Origin of the sequence: Caballeronia udeis, assembly GCF_001544555.2 — a bacterium.
Lineage (GTDB): Bacteria > Pseudomonadota > Gammaproteobacteria > Burkholderiales > Burkholderiaceae > Caballeronia > Caballeronia udeis.
Genome location: NZ_FCOK02000047.1, coordinates 53,064 through 73,531, shown reverse-complemented (window position 1 = coordinate 73,531; position 20,468 = coordinate 53,064). Strand labels below are relative to the sequence as shown.

The window sequence follows — 20,468 nt, the reverse complement described above, 5'->3', positions numbered from 1 at the left end:
AACCGCCGTGTACGGACCCGTACGCACGGTGGTGTGGGAGGGGTCGGGCCGCGAGGCCTGCCCCTATCCCGATCCCCCTTTTTGTGTGAGGTAACCGTTTCTGGCTGGCGGGATTGGTGCAAACAGCGGCTCGAACCGGGCGAATAGGCTTGGGAAAAGGGAGTTCATACCCAAATACGTGAGGCGTTTGCTCTACAATCTTTCCTCTTAAGTCCGCGAGTCATCAATGGTTCCGCACCTCGTTACGGCTCTAAACGGCCCTTTGCTCGATCTCGAGCGGAAGATACTCGACGCGACGCCGTCCATCGAACGCTGGTTCCGGCTGGAGTGGCAAGAACATACCCCGCCGTTCTATTGCTCGGTCGACCTGCGCAACGCCGGTTTCAAGCTCGCTCCTGTCGATACCAACCTGTTTCCCGGCGGCTTCAACAACCTGCCGGTGGAAGTGCTGCCGCTCGCCGTGCAGGCCGCGATGGCGTCGATCGAAAAGATCTGCCCTGACGCGAAGAACCTGCTCGTGATCCCCGAGCGCCATACGCGCAATGCGTTTTATCTCGAGAACGTCGCGCGGCTCGCCACCATCATGCGTCAGGCCGGACTGAATATCCGCTTCGGCACGCTTGACGAAAACATCCACGGGCCGGTCACCATCGCGCTCGCCGACGGACAGAAGATCGTCCTTGAACCGCTCGAGCGCACGCCGCGCCGGCTGGGCCTGAAAAACTTCGATCCCTGCTCGATCCTGCTGAACAATGACCTGTCCGGCGGCATTCCGCCCGTGCTGGAGAACCTCCACGAGCAGTACCTGCTGCCGCCGCTGCATGCAGGCTGGGCCGTGCGCCGCAAGTCGAATCACTTCGCCTGCTATGACGACGTCGCGAAGAAGTTCTCGAAGCTGGTCGAGATCGATCCGTGGATGATCAATCCGTATTTCGCGCACGTGGAAGGCGTGGATTACGAGGCGCGTACCGGCGAGGAAGCGCTGGCGGATGCCATCGACATCGTATTGAAGAAGATTGCGAAGAAGTATCGGGAGTATGGGATCAGCGAGAAGCCGTACGTCGTGATCAAGGCCGATGCCGGTACGTACGGCAAAGGTGTCATGACTGTGCACGACGCGTCGGAAGTCGCTGCGCTGACCAAACGCGAACGCGTGAAGATGAACGACGCGAAAGATGGCCTCGAAGTCCACGACGTGATCGTGCAGGAAGGCGTGCATACGTTCGAGCGCGTTGAAAATGCGGTCGCCGAACCAGTGGTCTACATGATCGACCGGTATGTGGTCGGCGGGTTTTATCGTGTGCACGATTCCCGTGACCGCGACCAGAACCTCAACGCGCCGGGCATGCATTTCGTGCCGCTGGGCTTCGAGCACACGGCGTTGCCCGACATCCATGCGAAGCCGGGCGCCGCGCCGCCGAACCGCTTCTATATGTATGGCGTGGTGGCGCGGCTGGGGTTGCTCGCGGCGTCGGTGGAACTGGAAAAGACCGATCCCGAAGCCATTCAGGTCTAAGCTTCACCTCATCAAGACGGCCGCACGAAATTGCGGCCGTTTGCACTTCAGGCGAGAACGCGCGCGACGTGTTAAAAATCGCCTGTTGCAGGCCGCTATCCGCCGCCGCTTCTTGAATAAACCAAGGCCGAATGGCCGCTCTGGACGCTTATGGACATCCTTTTTATCGCCGATCCGCTCGATCACTTCAAGATCTACAAAGACACGACCTACGCGATGATGGCCGAGGCCGCACGTCGCGGACACACGGTCTACGCTTGCGAGCCGCAGCATCTGGCGTGGGTCGGCGGCAAGGTCGAAGGGACGGTTCAGCGCGTGACCATAGTCGGTGACGAAGCCGATTCCGCGCGCTCGCCGTGGTACGAAGCCGCCGCACCGGAGCTGCTCGACCTCAAGCATTTCGGTGCGGTCCTGATGCGCAAAGACCCGCCGTTCGACATGGAATATGTCACGTCCACGTGGCTCCTGGAACTGGCCGAGCGAACGGGCGCACGCGTCTTCAACAAGCCGAGCGCGATCCGCGATCACTCGGAGAAGCTGGCGATCGGCGAATGGCCGCAGTTCGTCGTGCCGACGCTGGTTACCCGCGACGCCGCGCGTCTGCGGTCTTTCCACGCTGAACACGGCGACGTGATCCTGAAGCCGCTCGACGGCATGGGCGGCATGGGCGTGTTTCGCGTGAAGGCTGACGGCATGAACCTCGGCACGATCGTGGAGATGCTGAGCGACAACGGCGCGCGCAGCGTCATGGCGCAGAAATTCATCCCGCAAATCTCCGATGGCGACAAACGCATCTTGCTGATCGGCGGGCAACCGGTGCCATATTCGCTTGCACGGATTCCGCAGGGCAACGAAGTTCGCGGCAACCTGGCGGCGGGCGGATTGGGCCGCGCACAACCGCTCACCGATAACGATCGCCGAATCGCAGAAAGGCTGGGACAAACGCTTTTCGACCGCGGCTTGCTGCTGGTCGGCCTGGACGCTATTGGCGACTACCTGACCGAAGTGAACGTGACGAGCCCGACGTGCTTCCGTGAAATCATGGACCAGACGGGCTTCGATGTAGCCGGCATGTTCATTGATGCATTGGAACGCGCGGTTTCTTAGCATCGAGCAGGAAAGGGGAAGCGGGAAATTAGAGGCGGCTGTCGAAGCCGACAGTCGGCCCGTTGAATTCTCCCGGACTGTTACAATCTCACCCTCATGAGATTCGTTTCGTGGCGCGATCCGGCCCCGAAATTGAAAGTGGAAACTTGCTGCAGCGCACATTACGCTGCGCATAGCGTGCGAAATCCGACTAAGCTTAGGTATTGGCGCTGGTTGATGTTTCTGCACCCGGATCGATGTTGCAGTCGCGTTTTGCGGTGCGTTTTGCAATATCAGGCATCGCAATTGGCATATATAACAGCAAGTTCCCACAATTTCCGACGCATCTCGTCGCTTTTGGGGCAGCACACTCTGACATGGCTGGCATTCTAATCATTGCGCACGCTCCGTTCGCTTCGGCGTTACGCGAGTGCATTACCCACATTTACGGCGGTTTGCCCGCACGCATTGGTGTGATCGATGTGAAGCCGGATTGCGACCCCGTCGAAGTCCGTGCGTTTGCGCGTTCCGAGATCGACCGTCTGAAGGAAGAAAACGGTGCGATCGTCCTCACGGACGTGTTCGGCGCTACGCCTGCGAACATTGCGCAAAGCCTGGCAAGCAACAGCGTTCGCGTGCTTGCCGGCGTTAATCTGCCAATGCTCGTGCGCGCGGTCTGCTACCGGACCACGCCGCTCGACACACTGGCTGAAAAGTCGCTGCAAGGCGGATCGAAGGGCATTCAGGAACTCGATGCGTCGACGCCCGCCAACCCTTGCGCAATGGCCAGCGCCGCCGCGGCCGCGGCGGCTGCCGTTACCAGTTGCGCCGCCAGCGCCGCTGCGACCAGTTGCATGCCCGCGAAGGTGGCAAGTCACTGAGCCGCGTCTGGGCTGAGTTGAGTTGCCCCGCTGGCGGCAGACTGGCGGCATGTTGGAAAATCCGTTACAAAGCATTGACCACGCTGCATTGCGTCAGCCTTCTCATTTAGCGCCCGGAGCATCATGCTGCAACAGGAAACAACTATCGTGAACAAGCTGGGGCTGCACGCGCGTGCGTCGGCCAAGCTCACACAACTGGCGGGAAATTTTCAATGCGAGATCTGGATGAGCCGCAACGGCCGCCGGATCAATGCGAAAAGCATCATGGGCGTGATGATGCTCGCGGCGGGAATTGGCAGCACGGTGACAATCGAAACCGAAGGCTCCGACGAAGCCGAAGCAATGAAGGCCATTCTCGCGCTCATCGCAGATAAATTTGGCGAAGGACAATAACGTCGTCCTGCCTGCAGCACGCATAAAGCCGCGCATTGACGCGGCTTTTTTGTATCTGTCGACATGACGCTGACATGGCGTGCAACAAACTGCGTCGTTTTGTGACACAAACTTGCTGCGCCGCAAAGAGTGCTGAAACACGTTCGAATTTATAATGGTGCGCGGATCGAATCGCCAGCCGGTGGTCGACAAAACCGTGAGTCATCCATAACTAGAGAGAGGTGCGCGTGTCGTTCACGCTGCATGGAATTCCCGTTTCGCGCGGTATCGCCATCGGCCGCGCGTATCTGATCGCGGCGGCCGCACTCGATGTCGATCACTATCTGGTAGAACCGGATCGCATCGACAGTGAAATTGAACGCTTTCACGCAGCGCAAGCTCAGGTGCACGCCGAGCTGGACGCTTTGCGCGATGACCTCGCCGCGGATGCGCCCAGCGAAATGGGCGCGTTCATCAACGTCCACTCCATGATCCTGAACGACGCCATGCTCGTTCACGAAACCATCGATCTCGTCCGTACGCGCCGCTATAACGTGGAATGGGCGCTGACCGAGCAGCTTGAAATCCTGAGCCGCCATTTCGACGATATCGAAGACGAATATCTGCGCGAGCGCAAGGCGGATATTCAACAAGTGGTGGAGCGTGTGCTGAAGGCGCTGGCCGGCGCACCGTCGGCGGCTACGCTCGTCGTGGATGGCGCGGCGACCAACGGCCACAACGACATGATCGTGGTCGCCCACGACATCGCACCCGCCGACATGCTGCAGTTCAAGACCCAGGCGTTCAAGGGTTTCGTGACGGATCTCGGCGGCCGTACGTCGCACACGGCGATCGTGGCGCGCAGCCTCGGTATTCCCGCGTCGGTTGGCGTGCAGCAGGCGAGTACGTTGATCCGGCAGAACGATCTGATCATCGTGGACGGGGATCACGGCATTGTGATCGTCGATCCGGCGCCTATCGTTCTGGAAGAGTATTCGTACCGGCAGAGCGAAAAGGTGCTGGAGCAGCGCAAGCTGCAGCGCCTCAAGTTCTCGCCGACGCAAACGTTGGACGGCACGAAGATCGACTTGTGCGCGAACATCGAATTACCAGACGACGCCAAGACGGCGCTCGACGCCGGCGCAATGGGCGTCGGCCTGTTCCGCAGCGAGTTCCTGTTCATGAATCACAAGGACGAGTTGCCGGAAGAGGAAGAGCAGTTTGCAGCCTACCGGCGCGCGATCGAGTTGATGCACGGCCGGCCCGTGACTATTCGCACGATCGATGTAGGCGCGGACAAGCCGCTTGAATCCATGAGCGGCGGCGACGGTTACGAGACCGCGCAGAACCCGGCGCTCGGCTTGCGGGCAATCCGCTGGAGCCTGTCCGAGCCGCAGATGTTCATGACGCAATTGCGGGCTATCTTGCGGGCATCGGCATTCGGCCGGGCGAAGATCCTGATTCCCATGCTCGCGCACGCGCAGGAAATCGACCAGACGCTCGACCTGATTCACGAAGCGAAGCGCCAGCTTGACGACGCAGGGATCGACTACGACCGCAACGTGCAGGTCGGCGCGATGATCGAGATTCCGGCGGCGGCCATTGCCGTGCGGCTGTTCCTGAAGCGGCTGGATTTCCTGTCGATCGGGACCAACGACCTGATCCAGTACACGCTGGCGATCGATCGCGCGGACAACGCCGTCGCGCATCTTTACGACCCGCTGCATCCCGCGGTGTTGCACCTGATCGCGTTCACGCTGCGGGAAGCAAAAGCCGCGGGCGTTCCGGTCTCCGTGTGCGGCGAAATGGCCGGGGACCCATCCGTCACGCGCTTGCTGCTCGGCATGGGCCTCACCGAATTCTCGATGCACCCAAGCCAGTTGCTGGTGGTCAAGCAGGAGATTTTGCGGGCGGACTTGAAGGCGCTGCAAAAGCCGGTCGCGGACGTGCTTGCCGCGTATGAGCCGGCGGAGTTGCTCGCCGCATTGGCGGTGCTTCAGAAAGTCTGAGCGAGGCCGCGCTCGGCGATGAGTTTATCGACCACGCGCATCACGAATTCAGGGGTGATCACCGCCGTGCATTGAAACGGCTGCGGCTTGTCGAAGCGGCGGGGGCACCACCCGAAATTCTCTGAATTGAATTCGGCCGTGGTGTCGTTGAAACAGCTATTGCAGCCGTGGAAATTGATCACACGATACGGCGTGCGGAACTCGGTCGACGGATGCGAGAAGCCGCTGATCATGACCACGGGCGTGCCGGCGGCCCATGCGAGCCACGACAGCCCACTTCCTAATCCGATAAAAAAATCCGCGTGATGCAACAGGCTCATGCGTTCCTGGAGCGGCCGGTTGCCGGTGAAATCCTCGGCGCCTTCGGGCATCAAGTTCATGTGGTCCGCGTTGCCGTATTGCTTGTCGCGGTCAATGCATAGCACCCTGTAGCCGAGTGTCTTCAGATGCTCGATCAGTGTCGGCCAGCCGCGCGGGTTGTTCCAGTACTTGTATTGCGCCGTGGATTGCGTCGCGATGCATACGTAACGTTCGGCAATCGTGCGCGTTTTATCCGCAATGACCACGTTCGGCCGGCGTTCCTCGCACGGCACACCCAGCAGATACGCCATCATGTCCTGCATGTTGCTCACGCGCGGATCGGTGGGCTGGTGATCGCGTTCGGAGAATGGCTTTAGCAGGCCGAGGTAATACGTCGCGTAATACGCGTCGTTTTGGCTATCGAGTTCGGCATTTGTCGCGACGCGCAAATGCGGATAGCCGTCGCGATAAAGCGGCTGCAAATGTTCCGCCAGCGGCATATATAACTCGCATTGATGCTGCTCGCGGAATGCATCGATGACCGGCAGCCACGCGAGCGAATCGCCCAGCGCGAGCGGTTGCATGCGCAGCCGAACTTTTCGGTTCGTGGCGTCGAAGGCGTGAGAGAACACGAGCCGCTGGCCGTCGAATACTTCCAGCAGGAAACGCACGAAATATTTGCGCCGGCTGGTGATCACCACATTGGCTTCCACGGTTTCGTCCAGAACGACATTGAACGTGTCGAGGTCGGTCATCCGGACGTGCCAGCCGTCCACGGGCACTTGCACGCGGCAACCGTAGTTGAAGTCGTAGAGGATGCCTTCGGGTCCGGCCAGCACCGGGATGCCGGGCTGGGCGAATTCGGTTTCGGTCCTGCCACGTTGCGTGTGCCGGGTTTCGGTCTCGCTCATTCGTTTCTCCAATTGCGTTGAAAGCGTAGTGGCCAAGATAGGCTGGCCCGGCGCTTAGGAAAATTGGAGAACTCTTAGATTTGAGACAGCGGCGTGAACAGATGTCCGAGGGGGAATAGGATGGGGCTTGGGGCTGCCATCGCCCCTAAACAGATTATTTCTCTGCGCGCGCCCCGCATACCGGGCAGGTTGCCTGCCGCGTGATGCGCATGGTGTTCCACTCCATGCGCAGTGAATCGAGCATCATCAGGCGTCCTGTCAACGTAGTACCGAAGCCACCAATCACCCTCAGCGCCTCGGCCGCCTGCATCGTTCCAATGATCCCGACTGTCGGCGAGAAGACGCCCATGGTCGAGCACGCGACTTCCTCGAACGCTTCATCCGGCGGGAATACGCATGCGTAGCAAGGTGATTCATCCGAGCGGAAGTCGAAGGTGCTGATTTGCCCGTCGAAGCGCAGCGCGGCACCCGATACGAGCGGCACGCCGTGCGCGAAGCACGCGGCGTTGATCGCGTGGCGAGTGGCGAAGTTATCGGTGCAATCGAGTACGACCGTGGCGTTCGGGACGTGAGCGTCGAGCCAGACTGCATCGGCACGAACGGCGGCTGTGGTCAGCTTCACACCTGGGTTCAACGCGGTGAGCGTAGCACGGGCCGACTCCACCTTCGGTTCACCGACCGATGCACTTGTGTGCAGTATCTGCCGCTGGAGATTGGTGAGATCAACGGAATCGGCATCGACCAGCGTGATCTCGCCAACACCCGCCGCAGCCAGATACATGGCAGCAGGGGACCCGAGCCCACCCGCGCCAATGACGATGGCGTGTGCATCGAGAAAGCGCTGTTGCGCTTCAATGCCGATTTCATCGACGAGGATGTGGCGGGAATAGCGGAGAAGCTGATCGTCGTTCATCGAGCGCTCAAGTAGGCTTCGACCGGAACGCCGTGAAGCTCTAAACAGGCGCTGGACAGTCGTGGAACCGCTATTTTAAGCGCGCGTCGACGGGAGTTGTTACTCCGTCCCGGGCAATCAGAGGATGCTGTGGTGAACGTTGGGGGAGCGAAGGTGGATGACTGACGCAGCACGGCGTTGTGCTGGAAGACGGAGGTGCGGAATCTCTGCTTGCCGCTTATTGCTTGTTGCTGAATCAATCGACGCGGACCTCAAGCCCGCGCCGATTGAAACCTGGACAAAACTTACTGCGTAGCCGAAGCGGGCACTGGCGCAGACGCGGGCGTAGCGTCCGCACCCGGCACACCGGAGGCAGGCGTTGCATCCGCCCCTGGTGTAGCCGGCAGCGCTGGCTTGACAACGATAGGCGCAGACGCCGACGGAGCCGGTTTATCCTGAGCCAGCTTTCTTTCGGAATAAGACTTCGATTCCTGCACCGGCTTACCTTCCAGCTTGTTCAGCGCTTGCGTGAGCATGAAGTCATCGGGCGTGCCGAATTCGACCGGCTTGCGCTCGCGATCCTTACGGCGTTGCTCCGGCGTCTTCTTGTCGTTCTGCTCTTCAAGAATCCGCAGTTGCTCGAGCCGGTCCGCTTCGCGCGCTTCCTGTTCCTTCTTCTCGTTCGGGTCCTGCGTGTTGGCGAGGTGGTTCGAATAATCCACTTCGCGCGTGACGAGCGCGTCGTCCGGGTCCCCGTCGGCGTATTGATCGACCGGAACGTCCGGGCGGATGCCCTTGTTCTGGATCGACTTGCCGCTCGGCGTGTAGTAATACGCGGTGGTCAGGCGCAGGGCGGTGTCCGCGGTCATTGGCCGCACCGTCTGCACCGAGCCCTTGCCGAACGTGGTCTTGCCGACAATCAACGCGCGATGATGATCCTGCAGCGCGCCCGCGACAATCTCGGACGCCGACGCGGAGTACGCATTGGTCAACACGACCATGGGCACCTTCTTGAAGATATCCGGCAGGTTCTTCAGCGGATCGGAGTCGAACGAGGGCAGGCGATAGTTGTCGTACGTATCGCGGAAGGTTTGCTTTGCGTCCGCGATTTGTCCATTCGTCGACACCACCACGGCGTTATCCGGCAGGAACGCGCCGGCTACGCCGACCGCGCTCTGCAGCAGACCACCGCCGTTGTTACGCAAGTCGAGCACGAGGCCCTTCAGGTCGGGCTGCTGGCGCGCGAGATCCTGCAACTTCGCGGCGAGATCCGGCACGGTGCGCTCCTGGAAGCTCGTGATCCGGATGTAGCCGTAACCCGCTGCCGGAATCTTCATCTTCACGCTCTGCACACGGATGATCGCGCGCGTTACCGTGATCGGGAAGGTCCGGTCGTCGGTCTTGCGGAAGATGGTCAGCGTGACCTTGGTGCCCGGATCGCCGCGCATTTGCTTGACCGCGTTATCCAGCGTCATGCCGCGTACCGGCTTGTCGTTGATGCGTGTGATCAGGTCGCCCGGGCGAATGCCGGCGTGGAACGCAGGCGTGTCTTCGATAGGCGAAATCACCTTGATCAGGCCATCTTCCGACGAAATCTCGATACCGAGGCCCGCGAAGCGACCCTTGGTCTGCTCCTGGAGCTCTTCGTAATCGGTCTTGTCCAGATATGACGAGTGCGGATCGAGGCTTGACACCATGCCCTTGATAGCCGCGGTGAGAAGCTTTTTATCGTCGACCGGCTCGACGTATTCATGCTTGATTTGCCCGAATACTTCGGCAAACAACCGCAATTGATCGAGCGGGAGAGGCGCGGTGGCGGCTTGCTGGGCGGATGCGGAGAGTTGCAGCGTTGCAAATACGCCGGTAGCAAGGCCCGCGGCGATCAGGCCGATGTTTTTCAGGTTCTTTCGCATAGAGTCTGTTGCGGTCGGAAGCGGATTAGGCTGCGTCGTGGTTGACTGGGCAGTATAACTGCAAGGCCCGGACCACGACTTAAACGCAACTTAAAGGGCTTCGCCGGGAAATGAATGGGCGGGTTCTTTTTGTGTGCGGCGGTTTCCAAACCATTATCCGCTTGCAAATGTCAGGCCTGGTTTGAAGATGATTCGTAAAGCGCGAAATCAGGCGCTTTATTTTCGCGCATTTGGAGAATTGACGCCGGTGAGCAACTGGGGCGCTCGCCTTGAGGGGCATTCCCGAAGAGCCGGGTCTGTACCGGCTGACAGCGCGAAGAGTCGCACAGCCGAATGACGGCCGTGCTGCGAAGCGGGTAAACGTGAATTTGGCATACGAGTGGGCCGGCAGCGCTCGCTCGCCAATATCTCTCTGCGACACATCCTGCGAGCGTCGCGAAGGACGCGCAAAGCGATGAAAAACACCGGGCGCCGCTTATGGCCGACAGTCACGGGTGCCGGATCAGGGCACCCGCTTGGGCGGCCGGTCAATCCGCAAACAGGAGCTCTTAACCCGCCTTCCCTTGTTTCGCCACCGCTGCTTGCGCCTTGGCGATTGCTTCCGGGTCACCGAGATAATAGTGCTTGATCGGCTTCAGGTTTTCGTCGAGCTCATACACCAGCGGCACGCCGTTCGGGACGTTCAGGCCAACGATGTCGTCGTCTGAAATGCCGTCCAGATACTTGATCAGCGCGCGCATGGAATTGCCGTGCGCCGCGATCAGCACACGCTTGCCCGACTTGATGGCCGGCGCGATGGACTCGTTCCAGATCGGCATCACGCGGGCGACCGTGTCCTTGAGGCATTCGGTCAGCGGCAACTGCTCGCGCGGTACTTTTGCATAACGAGGATCGTTGAATGACGTGCGTTCGTCGGACGGATCGAGCGCGGGCGGCGGTGTGTCGTAGCTTCTGCGCCAGATCAGCACTTGCTCGTCGCCGTACTTCTTGGCGGTCTCAGCCTTGTTCAGGCCGGAGAGCGCACCATAGTGCCGCTCGTTCAGCCGCCACGAATGGACAACGGGCAAATACATCTCGTCCATCTGGTCCTGCACGTGCCAGAGCGTGCGGATCGCGCGCTTGAGCACCGAGGTGTAGGCCAGGTCAAAGCTGAAGCCGGCTTCCTTCAGCAGCAAACCGGCCTGCTGCGCCTCACGGTTGCCTTGTTCTGTCAGGTCGACGTCGACCCAGCCTGTGAATCGGTTTTCCTTGTTCCACGTGGATTCGCCGTGGCGGATAAGCACTAGCTTGTACATGATGTCCGTTAAGAGGTCGGTTAGTTAGGAAGCGGCAAAAAAGCAGGAAACTGGCATCGATTCTGTGCGGCAACGCGTTCTGGCGCAACTCAGCCGATCGGCCGAGGCCATCGCGGAGGACGGTTATTTTATAATGGCTGGATTGTCCCGATTTTTTTCGACCTTTCATTTTTCCACACTCCCAATCCGGCGGTCCCGACGTGAAGTTTTTCACCGATTACACCAACCTTGTTCTTATCGCCGTCGCCCTCATTTCTGGTGGGTTGCTGCTTTGGCCGTCCATTGCCCGGCGCGGCCGCGGAAGTGTTTCCGCTCCGGAGGCCATTCAACTGATCAACCGGCGCAACGCCGCCGTGATCGACGTGCGGCCGGCCGCCGAGTATTCGAAAGGGCATCTGCCGGCGGCGCGAAACTTCGAGATTTCGGAGCTTCAAGCAAAAATTGGCCAAATCGCGAAGAATAAGAGCAATCCGGTCTTGCTCGTGTGTCAGACCGGCCAACAGTCCCAGAAGGCGAGCCAGATCGTGAGCGATGCCGGTTACGCCGAAGTCCACGTATTGCAGGGCGGGCTGGATGCCTGGCAGAAAGCCGGCATGCCGGTCGTGAAACAAGGAGCGGTAAAGTGAACAAAGTGATCATGTACAGCACGCAGGTGTGCCCGTATTGCCAGATGGCCGAACGTCTACTAAAGTCGCGCGGCGTCGAGAATGTCGAGAAGGTGCTGATCGACCGTGATCCGGCGCGGCGTGAAGAAATGATGACGCGTACGGGGCGCCGTACGGTACCTCAGGTGTTTATTGGCGAGACGCATGTTGGCGGTTACGACGACCTGTCCGCGCTCGATCGCAAGGGCGGCCTCGCGCCGCTGCTCGCGGCCGCCTGACTGCGTTCGCTGCACAATTGAGCTGCCCGCGGTTTTCAGCCGGAAAAAACCGGAAAAGCCGCGAGCGGCACATTAAATAATCAAGGGAATCAACCATGTCTGACGACAACAACCAGCCGTTCTTCAACATCCAGCGCATTTACCTGAAGGACATGTCGCTCGAGCAGCCCAATTCGCCGGGCATCTTCCTCGAGCAGGAAATGCCGTCGGTTGAGGTGGAAGTGGACGTGAAGGCCGAGCGCCTGGCGGAAAGCGTGTTCGAAGTGCTGGTAACCGGCACCGTGACCGCGAAGGTCTCGGACAAGGTCGCGTTCCTGATCGAAGCCAAGCAAGCCGGTATTTTCGACATTCGCAACATTCCAGCTGATCAAATCGATCCGCTGGTTGGCATTGCGTGCCCGACCATCCTGTTCCCGTACCTGCGCTCGAATATTGCCGACGCCATCACGCGCGCCGGTTTCCCCCCGATTCACCTCGCCGAGATCAACTTCCAGGCGCTGTACGAACAACGTATTTCGCAGTTGTCGGCAGCTCAGGAAGGCGTGGCCAACGGCGCGACGCTGAACTAAATCCCGCATTTTCCGGAGCCGGGCATGCAAGTAGCCGTTCTCGGCGCCGGTGCGTGGGGCACCGCACTGGCTGGCCATCTGGCCACTCGTCACTCTACGGTGCTCTGGGCGCGCGATCGCGCGCTCATCGAGTCACTGTCCCATTCGCATGAAAACGAGCACTACCTGCCCGGCATAACGTTGCCCGCAGCGCTTCGGTACGACCCCGAATTTGCATCGGCCCTGTCCCACGGCGCAGGGCAAAACGCCCTGTGCGTGGTGGCTGCGCCGGTCGCGGGCTTGCGCGCCTTATGCCGCAACATGCGCGAACTTGGCATTGTTCCAGCGCATATCGTGTGGTTGTGCAAAGGGTTTGAAGCCGACACACAATGTCTGCCGAACGAGGTGGTTGCGGCCGAATTGCCGCAGCACGCAAGTAACGGCACCCTTTCCGGACCGAGCTTTGCGCGCGAAGTCGGACAAGGCTTGCCGGTGGCGCTGACCGTCGCGAGCGCTTCGGTGACACTTGGCGAGCGGACGGTTGCCGCGTTTCATCACGGCGCCATGCGCATTTATACCGGCGACGACGTAATCGGCGTGGAAGTGGGCGGCGCCGTGAAGAATGTGCTGGCCATTGCAACCGGGATTGCCGATGGACTCGGCCTGGGCCTGAACGCCCGGGCCGCGTTGATTACGCGCGGACTGGCCGAGATGTCGCGCCTTGGCGTAGCGCTTGGCGGCCGCGCGGAAACCTTCACCGGCCTGACCGGGCTCGGCGACCTGATTCTCACCGCGACGGGCGACTTGTCGCGCAATCGCACGGTGGGCATGCAGTTGGCAACGGGCCGCTCGCTCACCGACATTCTCGCCGCGCTTGGTCATGTTGCGGAGGGCGTGCGATGTGCGCGTGCCGTGCTGGCGCTGGCCGAGGCGCATGGCATCGAGATGCCGATCACGCACGCCGTGTGCCGCGTGTTATTCGAAAATGTCGCCCCGCGTGACGCGGTTCAGGCGTTATTGAGCCGCGACGCAAAAGCGGAGTAAGGGGTTCTCCGGCGGAGAAGACTCGCGACGACTATTCGCCGCCCTCGAACCCGGTCTGACGCCACGCTTCGAACGTCACAATTGCCACCGTATTCGACAAATTCAAACTCCTGTTCCCCGGCCGCATAGGCAGACGCACGCGCCGCTCGTTTGTGAACTGCGCGAGCACGGCGTCCGGCAGGCCCCGGGTTTCAGCACCGAAGACAAACCAGTCGCCCGCCTGGAACGTGTGCCCGAAAAATGGCGTTGAGCCGCGCGTGGTGAAGGCAAACATGCGGCTCACGTCAGGCGCTTGCGCTTCCAGGAACGCTTCCCAGTTGGCGTGCACATGCATCTGCGCGTACTCGTGATAGTCGAGGCCGGCGCGGCGCATCTTGGCGTCGTCGAGAGGGAAACCCAACGGTTCGATCAAATGCAGGCGGGCCCCCGTATTGGCGCACAGCCGGATCACGTTGCCGGTATTCGGCGGAATTTCAGGTTCGACCAGTACGACATTGAACATAAGCGATAACTCTTGAAAATTAGTCTTGCGGCGTGCGCAGCGCGACGAAGTTGGTGACGCGCCGCGCACCGGCGTTTTTTAGCATAAAGGCCAGCGTGTCGAGCGTGGCGCCGGAGGTCATGACGTCGTCGACAATTGCCACATGCTGGCCGCATACATTGCGCAGAAGCCGGAACGCACCGCCTACATTGCGGCGCCGCGTATCGAGATCGAGCTTCGCTTGCGGCGCCGTATCGCGAGTCCGCTCGATCAGGGTTGCGTCAGCCAGCGAGCCAAGCCGGCGCGCAAGCGGTTTGCCGATCGACCACGCCTGGTTGTAGCCGCGGCTTCTCAGGCGCCGATGCGACAGCGGCACAGGCGCGATGACATCCGGTGCAGCCGCGTCGGTGGTTTCGAATGCGGCTTGCAACTGGCGCGCGAATTCGTCGGCCGTCGCCAGCCGGGCGTGGAACTTGAGGTCGAGCGGCGCATGATAATCGGCCAGCGCGATGGTCGCGTCGAAATGCGGCGGCTCCGCAATGCACCGCCTGCAAGGCAAATACGCTCCGTTTTTAACGCCAGCGGATACAGCCGAGGCCATAACCGGAACCGGCAGGGGCAATGCACAAACCGGGCACCGTGTGCGTGTCTGGTTCCAATACTGTTCATCACAGCCGGTACACAACACCTTCTGCGACAAATTGCCACACAATGCGCACTGACTGGGCAAAGCGATGTCGCGCATCTCGCCGAGCCGCCGCAGTGCGACGGCAGAACCCGCGCGCAGCGCGCCTGCACCACGCGATACAACACAAAAGCGCAGCTTCATACGTTCGATCCGGGGAATGCGTGGCAGCGCAAAAATCCGCCGTGAGGATCCGCGTAGCTGTACGGGGAAACCGGCGGAAACCTTGTGCCGTCTGGTTTAGCCGAACGTTTCAGGAATCGACCGAGTATACTTCGCACTCTTAGAAAGTAGGTTGTCATGCCCCCAACTCCTGCCAACGCTGGCCGTCCAGCCTACGATTCGCGCCGTCTGCAGCGAATTTTCGACCGTCGCGCCGCGACGTTCGATGACGTCGCGTTCCTGCCGCGCGAGATCGCGCAGCGTATGCGCGAGCGGCTCGACTACATCAAGGTAACGCCTGTGCGCGTGCTCGACGCGGGTTGCGGCACGGGTGCCGACCTGCCGGGCCTGCGCGAGCGTTTCGTTGATGCATCGGTGCTCGGCATGGATCTGTCGGCGGCCATGCTGGCTCGGGCGAACCAGGCCGAGACCGCCGAATCCGAAGCCAACGCCGGCTGGCGACGGTTTCTTCCCGCCACGCTGGGCAAGGCGTTTGGCGCACGCGGCCCGCAACTGGCGCAGGGCGATTTCGCGGCACTGCCGTTTGCTGCAAGCGCGTTCGAGATGCTCTGGTCGAATCTCGCGCTGCACTGGCACGCACGGCCCGACCTCGTGTTTCCGGAGTGGGCGCGCGTGCTCAAGGTGAACGGCCTGCTGATGTTCAGCACGCTTGGTCCCGACACGCTGAAAGAGCTCAGCGGCGCGTACGCGCAGGCGGAAAAGTCGCTGGGTCTGGCACCGCAGCGGCACACCATCGAATTCGTCGATATGCACGATCTCGGCGACATGCTGGTCGAGAGCGGTTTCGAGATTCCGGTGATGGACCAGGAGGTGCTGACGATCACATACAAGTCGCCGGAATCGCTGTTGAGGGACGTGCGCCGCTGGGGTGCTTATCCGCGTGACGCCGCGCCGCAAACGCATGCTCGCGCGTTACGCAACGGGCTTCACGCGGCACTCGAAGCCCGTCGCCGTGAAGACGGCACGATCCCGCTGACCTTTGAAGTGATCTACGGACACGCCTGGAAGGCGGTGCCGCGAATGACGGCGGAAGGGCACGGTATTGTGAGGCTCGAAGACATAGGGCGAGGCTCGAAACGGAGCAAGTAAACCCGTCAAAAAGGCCTTTCCCACCCCTCGAATGCACGCGTTGACAAGCATCCAAAAGGATGCGGCAAAAGGGCGCAGAGGCTTGTGCGGCTTGGCTTTGCGGTGTGCACCACCTTGCTTGTGGATGCTGGGTAACGCGCCTATAATGCGTCAGTTTGTCGCCGGGCTGGCACGATTTTCGGTGCTTTCCGAGTGATTGGCGGTGAGCACGCAGGTAGGCAACACGCGGCGCGGGTGAGACAAATCTGACGCGGGAGACGGCGATGCAAGCAACGGATCTGCCGATGGACACCGAACCGGTCGTAAAGGACTGGTTGATCAAGCGGAACTGTTCTGTCTCGCCGCGGCAATTCGTGGCTTTCTATGTGTCGCTTGCGCTGTTTTCGTTGCTGATAGCGGGTTTGCTGGTGTGGGCGGGCGCTTGGCTGGTGCTGCCTTTTACAGGTATCGAGTTGCTGGCCGTCGGTATCGCGTTCGTCATTTATGCGCGGCATGCTGTCGACTACGAGCGGATCCGGCTGTTTCACAACCGCCTGCTGATCGAGCGGATGGATGCCGAAACGCTCACGCAGATGGAGTTCAATCCGCGCTGGGTGAGAGTCGAACCGGGTGCAACGCCGAGAGATCCGGTGACGCTGGTGTCGCGCGGGGAGTCGGTGCCGGTCGGGATACATCTGGCGCAGTATCGTCGCAAGCAGTTTGCCGTTGAGTTGCGGATGTGGCTGACGCGCTGCGGCTGACGTACTGAAAATGCGCCGGCTGGGTGCGTTCAGGATGTCCGGATGGCAGCGCTGCGCATAATGGGCACGGTATCGGAATCGGGAAGTAAGCAGTAAGCGGCACACGCATCGACACGCGCCGCCGAGTAGGTCGTTTCCAGGGGAGGCGATGCATGAGTCGGACGGGTGCATACGGGGGTCGAGGGTCTGAATGGAAATTTTGGGTAAGGAAGCTATGAAAACAATCAAGCGAGCCCTCTCGGGCGTGCTGGCGTTAAGCGGACTCCTGTTCGCCGGCGCAGCCCTGGCGGTCAACGACAGTCCTGGCGGTCCTGCAGTCAATGAACTGAACTTCCAGACGCCGGTGACGAAGATCGCCGAAGAGCTCTACAGCCTCCATACGTTCATGCTGATCATCTGCACGGTGATTTTCCTCGGCGTGTTCGGCGTGATGTTCTATTCGGTCCTGATGCACCGGAAGTCGAAAGGACACAAGGCTTCGAATTTCCACGAAAGCACCACGGTCGAAATCATCTGGACAATCGTCCCGTTCGTGATCGTCGTGCTGATGGCGTTGCCGGCCACGAAGGCCGTCGTCGCGATGAAAGACACGACCAACGCCGACCTGACCGTGAAGGTCACCGGTTATCAGTGGAAGTGGGGTTACGACTACGTGAAGGGGCCAGGCGAAGGCATCAACTTCCTGTCCACGCTGTCCACCCCGCGCAGCGAAGTGAACGGCCAGGCGCCCATTTCCGACCTGTATCTGCAGGAAGTCGACAACCCGCTCGTGGTTCCGGTCGACAAGAAAATCCGCATCATCACCACCGCCAATGACGTCGTCCACTCGTGGTACGTCCCGGCGTTCGGCGTGAAGCAGGACGCGATTCCCGGCTTCGTGCGCGACACGTGGTTCAAGGCCGAGAAGACCGGCACGTTCCGTGGCTTCTGCACCGAGTTGTGCGGCAAGGAACACGCGTACATGCCGGTCGTGGTCGAAGTGTTGTCGGCTGACGACTACTCGGCGTGGGTCGACGCCCAGAAGAAGAAAATGGCCGCCAGCGCGGACGATCCGAACAAGACCTACACAATGGACGAACTGAAGGCGCGCGGCGCGCAGGTCTATACGTCCAATTGCGCGGTTTGCCACCAGCCGACCGGCAAGGGCGGGGGCCAGTTCCCCGCGCTTGATGGCAGCAAGATCGCCAATGGCCCGATCGCGGATCACGTGAGCATTGTGTTGAAGGGCAAGGGCGCAATGCCGAACTGGGGCGCGACGCTCAATGACGTCGAGATTGCTTCGGTGATCACGTACGAACGCAATACCTGGGGCAACCACACCGGCGACATCCTGCAACCCCTGCAAGTGGCTGACGCACGTAACGGCAAGATGCCGGCAGGTGGCGATCATCTGGCGGGCGCAGGCGCTGCGGCCGGTGGTTCAGAAGCGGCGGCGAGCGGTGCGGCGGCTGGTTCGGAAGCGGCAAGTGCGGCTCCGGCGGCCTCTACGGCACCGGCACCGGCATCGGACGCAGCGGCTCCGGCGGCTTCGTTGCCGGCGAGCGTGTATTTCGAGACGGGCAAGGATGCATTGCCTGCCGACGCAACCACCGCGATCCAGGCTGCAGCCGATTACGCGAAGGCGCATCCGGACGCAAAGCTGACGCTGTCGGGTTTCACCGATGCAACCGGCTCCGCCGCGAAGAACGCTGAACTCGCGAAGACGCGTGCACAGGCCGTTCGCGACGCGCTTAAGGCCGCGGGCGTAGCTGAAGACCGCATCATTTTGAAGAAGCCGGAAACGATCACGGGCGGTGCTGACGCGAGAGAAGCACGGCGTGTAGAGATCAGTCCGGCTGCCTGACGGTCGTACCCATCCGGCCAGCTTCCTTCTGAAAGGAAGCTGGCGTAGCGTACACCCAAGTGCCGCAGTATTCGCTTTAGGAGATTGTCATGTCTAGCATCGGACACGATGTAACCGCGGGCCACGACCATGGCCACGCTCATGATCACGATGAGCATGCGCACGAACTGCCGTACGGCTGGCGTCGCTGGCTGTTCGCGACGAACCACAAGGACATCGGTACCTTGTACCTGTTGTTCTCGTTCATCATGTTCCTGTCAGGGGGCGTGATGGCGCTGATGATCCGCGCCGAGCTCTTTGAGCCGGGCCTGCAGATCATGCGTCCCGAGTTCTTCAACCAGTTGACCACCATGCACGGCCTGATCATGGTGTTCGGCGCGATCATGCCGGCGTTCGTCGGTTTCGCGAACTGGCAGATTCCGCTGCAGATTGGCGCGTCCGACATGGCCTTCGCGCGGATGAACAACTTCAGCTTCTGGCTGCTGCCGGTGGCCGCCATCCTGCTGATCACGTCGTTCTTCGTTCCCGGTGGCGCAACCGCTGCCGGCTGGACGCTGTACGCGCCGCTCTCCACGCAGATGGGCCCGGGCATGGACTTCGCCATTTTCGCGATCCACCTGATGGGTGCGTCGTCGATCATGGGCGGTATCAATATCGTCGTGACGATCCTGAACATGCGCGCGCCCGGCATGACGCTGATGAAGATGCCGATGTTCTGCTGGACCTGGCTGATCACCGCCTACCTGCTGATTGCCGTGATGCCGGTGCTGGCAGGCGCGATCACCATGGTGCTGTTCGATCGCCACTTCGGCACGTCGTTCTTCAATGCAGCGGGCGGCGGCGATCCGGTGATGTACCAGCATATTTTCTGGTTCTTCGGGCATCCCGAGGTGTACATCATGATCTTGCCGGCGTTCGGGATCGTGTCGCAGGTGATCCCGGCGTTCTCGCGCAAGCCTTTGTTCGGCTATAGCTCGATGGTGTACGCCACGTCGTCCATCGCGATCCTCTCGTTCATGGTCTGGGCGCACCACATGTTCGCCACTGGCATGCCGGTGACGGGCCAGCTGTTCTTCATGTACGCGACCATGCTGATCGCGGTGCCGACCGGCGTTAAGGTGTTCAACTGGGTCGCGACCATGTGGCGCGGTTCGTTGACCTTCGAAACGCCCATGCTGTTCGCCATCGGCTTCCTGTTCGTGTTCACCATGGGTGGTTTCACGGGCCTGATCCTGTCCATGGCGCCGCTTGATATCCAGATGCACGGGACTTATTACGTGGTGGCGCACTTCCACTACGTGCTGGTGGCGGGGTCGCTGTTCGCGCTCTTCTCCGGGTGGTATTACTGGTCGCCGAAGTGGACCGGCTGGATGTACAACGAGACGCGCGGCAAGATCCACTTCTGGGCGTCCATGATTTTCTTCAACATCACCTTCTTCCCGATGCACTTCCTGGGCCTCGCCGGCATGCCGCGCCGTTATGCGGATTACCCGGCGCAGTTCACGGACTTCAACCAGGTGGCGACTATCGGCGCGTTTGGTTTCGGTCTGGCGCAGGTGTACTTCCTGTTCGCGGTAGCGTTGCCGGCGTATCGCGGCGGCGGTGAACTGGAGAAAGCGGACGACAAGCCGTGGGACGGCGCCGAAGGTCTGGAATGGACTGTGCCGAGCCCGGCTCCGTTCCACACGTTCGAGCAGCCGCCACACGTCGAGTGAAGCACCGGCAGCGTGTCCCGTTGCGTTGATATCGAAGCAATACGGGACGCGTGCCGCGCAGGACAATGACAGCGAAGCGCAT

General features: G+C 60.8%; 19 protein-coding genes. 13 read left to right on the top strand and 6 right to left on the bottom strand.

Going from position 1 to position 20,468, the window contains the following annotated elements; all coding sequences use genetic code 11:
• The first annotated feature begins 226 nt into the window (after nucleotides 1-226).
• The 5 genes from gshA (at nucleotide 227) to ptsP (ending at nucleotide 5,864) form a co-directional block, all read left to right on the top strand.
• Nucleotides 227-1,516, top strand: coding sequence for a glutamate--cysteine ligase (gshA, locus tag AWB69_RS28155; RefSeq protein WP_062090113.1), 1,290 nt, complete (start codon nucleotides 227-229; stop codon nucleotides 1,514-1,516).
• Between the two features lie 150 nt (nucleotides 1,517-1,666).
• Nucleotides 1,667-2,623, top strand: coding sequence for a glutathione synthase (gene gshB / locus AWB69_RS28150; RefSeq protein WP_062090112.1), 957 nt, complete (start codon nucleotides 1,667-1,669; stop codon nucleotides 2,621-2,623).
• A 356-nt stretch (nucleotides 2,624-2,979) separates the two neighbouring features.
• On the top strand, nucleotides 2,980-3,483 hold the full coding sequence (locus AWB69_RS28145) for a PTS sugar transporter subunit IIA (RefSeq protein WP_062090122.1): 504 nt from the start codon (nucleotides 2,980-2,982) through the stop codon (nucleotides 3,481-3,483).
• Nucleotides 3,484-3,606: 123 nt separating this feature from the next.
• Nucleotides 3,607-3,876 (top strand): HPr family phosphocarrier protein, encoded by a 270-nt coding sequence (locus AWB69_RS28140; RefSeq protein ID WP_062090111.1) that lies wholly within the window; start codon nucleotides 3,607-3,609, stop codon nucleotides 3,874-3,876.
• A gap of 227 nt (nucleotides 3,877-4,103) precedes the next feature.
• On the top strand, nucleotides 4,104-5,864 hold the full coding sequence (gene ptsP / locus AWB69_RS28135; RefSeq protein ID WP_197500342.1) for a phosphoenolpyruvate--protein phosphotransferase: 1,761 nt from the start codon (nucleotides 4,104-4,106) through the stop codon (nucleotides 5,862-5,864).
• Here the strand turns inward: ptsP and AWB69_RS28130 are convergent.
• From AWB69_RS28130 to gpmA, 4 genes are all read right to left on the bottom strand, one after another.
• Nucleotides 5,852-7,075 carry an autotransporter strand-loop-strand O-heptosyltransferase gene (locus AWB69_RS28130; protein WP_062090109.1) on the bottom strand — a complete coding sequence of 408 codons (1,224 nt, stop codon included), beginning with the start codon at nucleotides 7,073-7,075 and terminating at the stop codon, nucleotides 5,852-5,854. The genes ptsP and AWB69_RS28130 overlap by 13 nt on opposite strands.
• 154 nt (nucleotides 7,076-7,229) lie before the next feature.
• Nucleotides 7,230-7,988 carry a HesA/MoeB/ThiF family protein gene (locus tag AWB69_RS28125; RefSeq protein ID WP_062090108.1) on the bottom strand — a complete coding sequence of 253 codons (759 nt, stop codon included), beginning with the start codon at nucleotides 7,986-7,988 and terminating at the stop codon, nucleotides 7,230-7,232.
• A gap of 284 nt (nucleotides 7,989-8,272) precedes the next feature.
• A complete protein-coding gene (locus AWB69_RS28120; RefSeq protein ID WP_062090107.1) occupies nucleotides 8,273-9,880 on the bottom strand; it encodes a S41 family peptidase in 1,608 nt (535 codons plus the stop codon).
• Between the two features lie 548 nt (nucleotides 9,881-10,428).
• Nucleotides 10,429-11,175: a 2,3-diphosphoglycerate-dependent phosphoglycerate mutase gene (gene gpmA, locus AWB69_RS28115; protein WP_062090106.1), complete on the bottom strand. Its 747-nt coding sequence runs from the start codon at nucleotides 11,173-11,175 to the stop codon at nucleotides 10,429-10,431.
• Between the two features lie 200 nt (nucleotides 11,176-11,375).
• Here gpmA and AWB69_RS28110 point away from each other — a divergent pair, with 200 nt between their 5' ends.
• The 4 genes from AWB69_RS28110 (at nucleotide 11,376) to AWB69_RS28095 (ending at nucleotide 13,650) form a co-directional block, all read left to right on the top strand.
• Nucleotides 11,376-11,801 carry a rhodanese-like domain-containing protein gene (locus AWB69_RS28110; protein WP_062090105.1) on the top strand — a complete coding sequence of 142 codons (426 nt, stop codon included), beginning with the start codon at nucleotides 11,376-11,378 and terminating at the stop codon, nucleotides 11,799-11,801.
• On the top strand, nucleotides 11,798-12,058 hold the full coding sequence (gene grxC, locus AWB69_RS28105; RefSeq protein WP_062090104.1) for a glutaredoxin 3: 261 nt from the start codon (nucleotides 11,798-11,800) through the stop codon (nucleotides 12,056-12,058). Before AWB69_RS28110 ends, grxC begins: the two co-directional genes overlap by 4 nt.
• A gap of 95 nt (nucleotides 12,059-12,153) precedes the next feature.
• On the top strand, nucleotides 12,154-12,627 hold the full coding sequence (gene secB, locus AWB69_RS28100) for a protein-export chaperone SecB (protein WP_047895563.1): 474 nt from the start codon (nucleotides 12,154-12,156) through the stop codon (nucleotides 12,625-12,627).
• A gap of 24 nt (nucleotides 12,628-12,651) precedes the next feature.
• A complete protein-coding gene (locus tag AWB69_RS28095) occupies nucleotides 12,652-13,650 on the top strand; it encodes an NAD(P)H-dependent glycerol-3-phosphate dehydrogenase (protein WP_062090103.1) in 999 nt (332 codons plus the stop codon).
• A gap of 31 nt (nucleotides 13,651-13,681) precedes the next feature.
• Here AWB69_RS28095 and trmL read toward each other — a convergent pair whose 3' ends face one another.
• The gene (gene trmL / locus AWB69_RS28090; RefSeq protein WP_062090102.1) at nucleotides 13,682-14,152 is read right to left on the bottom strand and encodes a tRNA (uridine(34)/cytosine(34)/5-carboxymethylaminomethyluridine(34)-2'-O)-methyltransferase TrmL; all 471 of its coding nucleotides are present in this window, start codon (nucleotides 14,150-14,152) and stop codon (nucleotides 13,682-13,684) included.
• A 19-nt stretch (nucleotides 14,153-14,171) separates the two neighbouring features.
• Nucleotides 14,172-14,960 carry a ComF family protein gene (locus AWB69_RS28085; protein WP_082913627.1) on the bottom strand — a complete coding sequence of 263 codons (789 nt, stop codon included), beginning with the start codon at nucleotides 14,958-14,960 and terminating at the stop codon, nucleotides 14,172-14,174.
• 156 nt (nucleotides 14,961-15,116) lie between these two features.
• Between AWB69_RS28085 and AWB69_RS28080 the strand changes: the two genes are divergently transcribed.
• The 4 genes from AWB69_RS28080 (at nucleotide 15,117) to ctaD (ending at nucleotide 20,386) form a co-directional block, all read left to right on the top strand.
• Nucleotides 15,117-16,088, top strand: coding sequence for a methyltransferase domain-containing protein (locus AWB69_RS28080; protein ID WP_062090101.1), 972 nt, complete (start codon nucleotides 15,117-15,119; stop codon nucleotides 16,086-16,088).
• A gap of 263 nt (nucleotides 16,089-16,351) precedes the next feature.
• Nucleotides 16,352-16,828, top strand: a complete 477-nt coding sequence (locus AWB69_RS28075; protein ID WP_062090100.1) for a DUF2244 domain-containing protein — start codon at nucleotides 16,352-16,354, stop codon at nucleotides 16,826-16,828.
• A 190-nt stretch (nucleotides 16,829-17,018) separates the two neighbouring features.
• Nucleotides 17,019-18,671 carry a cytochrome c oxidase subunit II gene (gene coxB / locus AWB69_RS28070; RefSeq protein WP_062090099.1) on the top strand — a complete coding sequence of 551 codons (1,653 nt, stop codon included), beginning with the start codon at nucleotides 17,019-17,021 and terminating at the stop codon, nucleotides 18,669-18,671.
• An 89-nt stretch (nucleotides 18,672-18,760) separates the two neighbouring features.
• Nucleotides 18,761-20,386, top strand: a complete 1,626-nt coding sequence (gene ctaD / locus AWB69_RS28065; protein WP_062090098.1) for a cytochrome c oxidase subunit I — start codon at nucleotides 18,761-18,763, stop codon at nucleotides 20,384-20,386.
• Nucleotides 20,387-20,468: the final 82 nt, after the last annotated feature.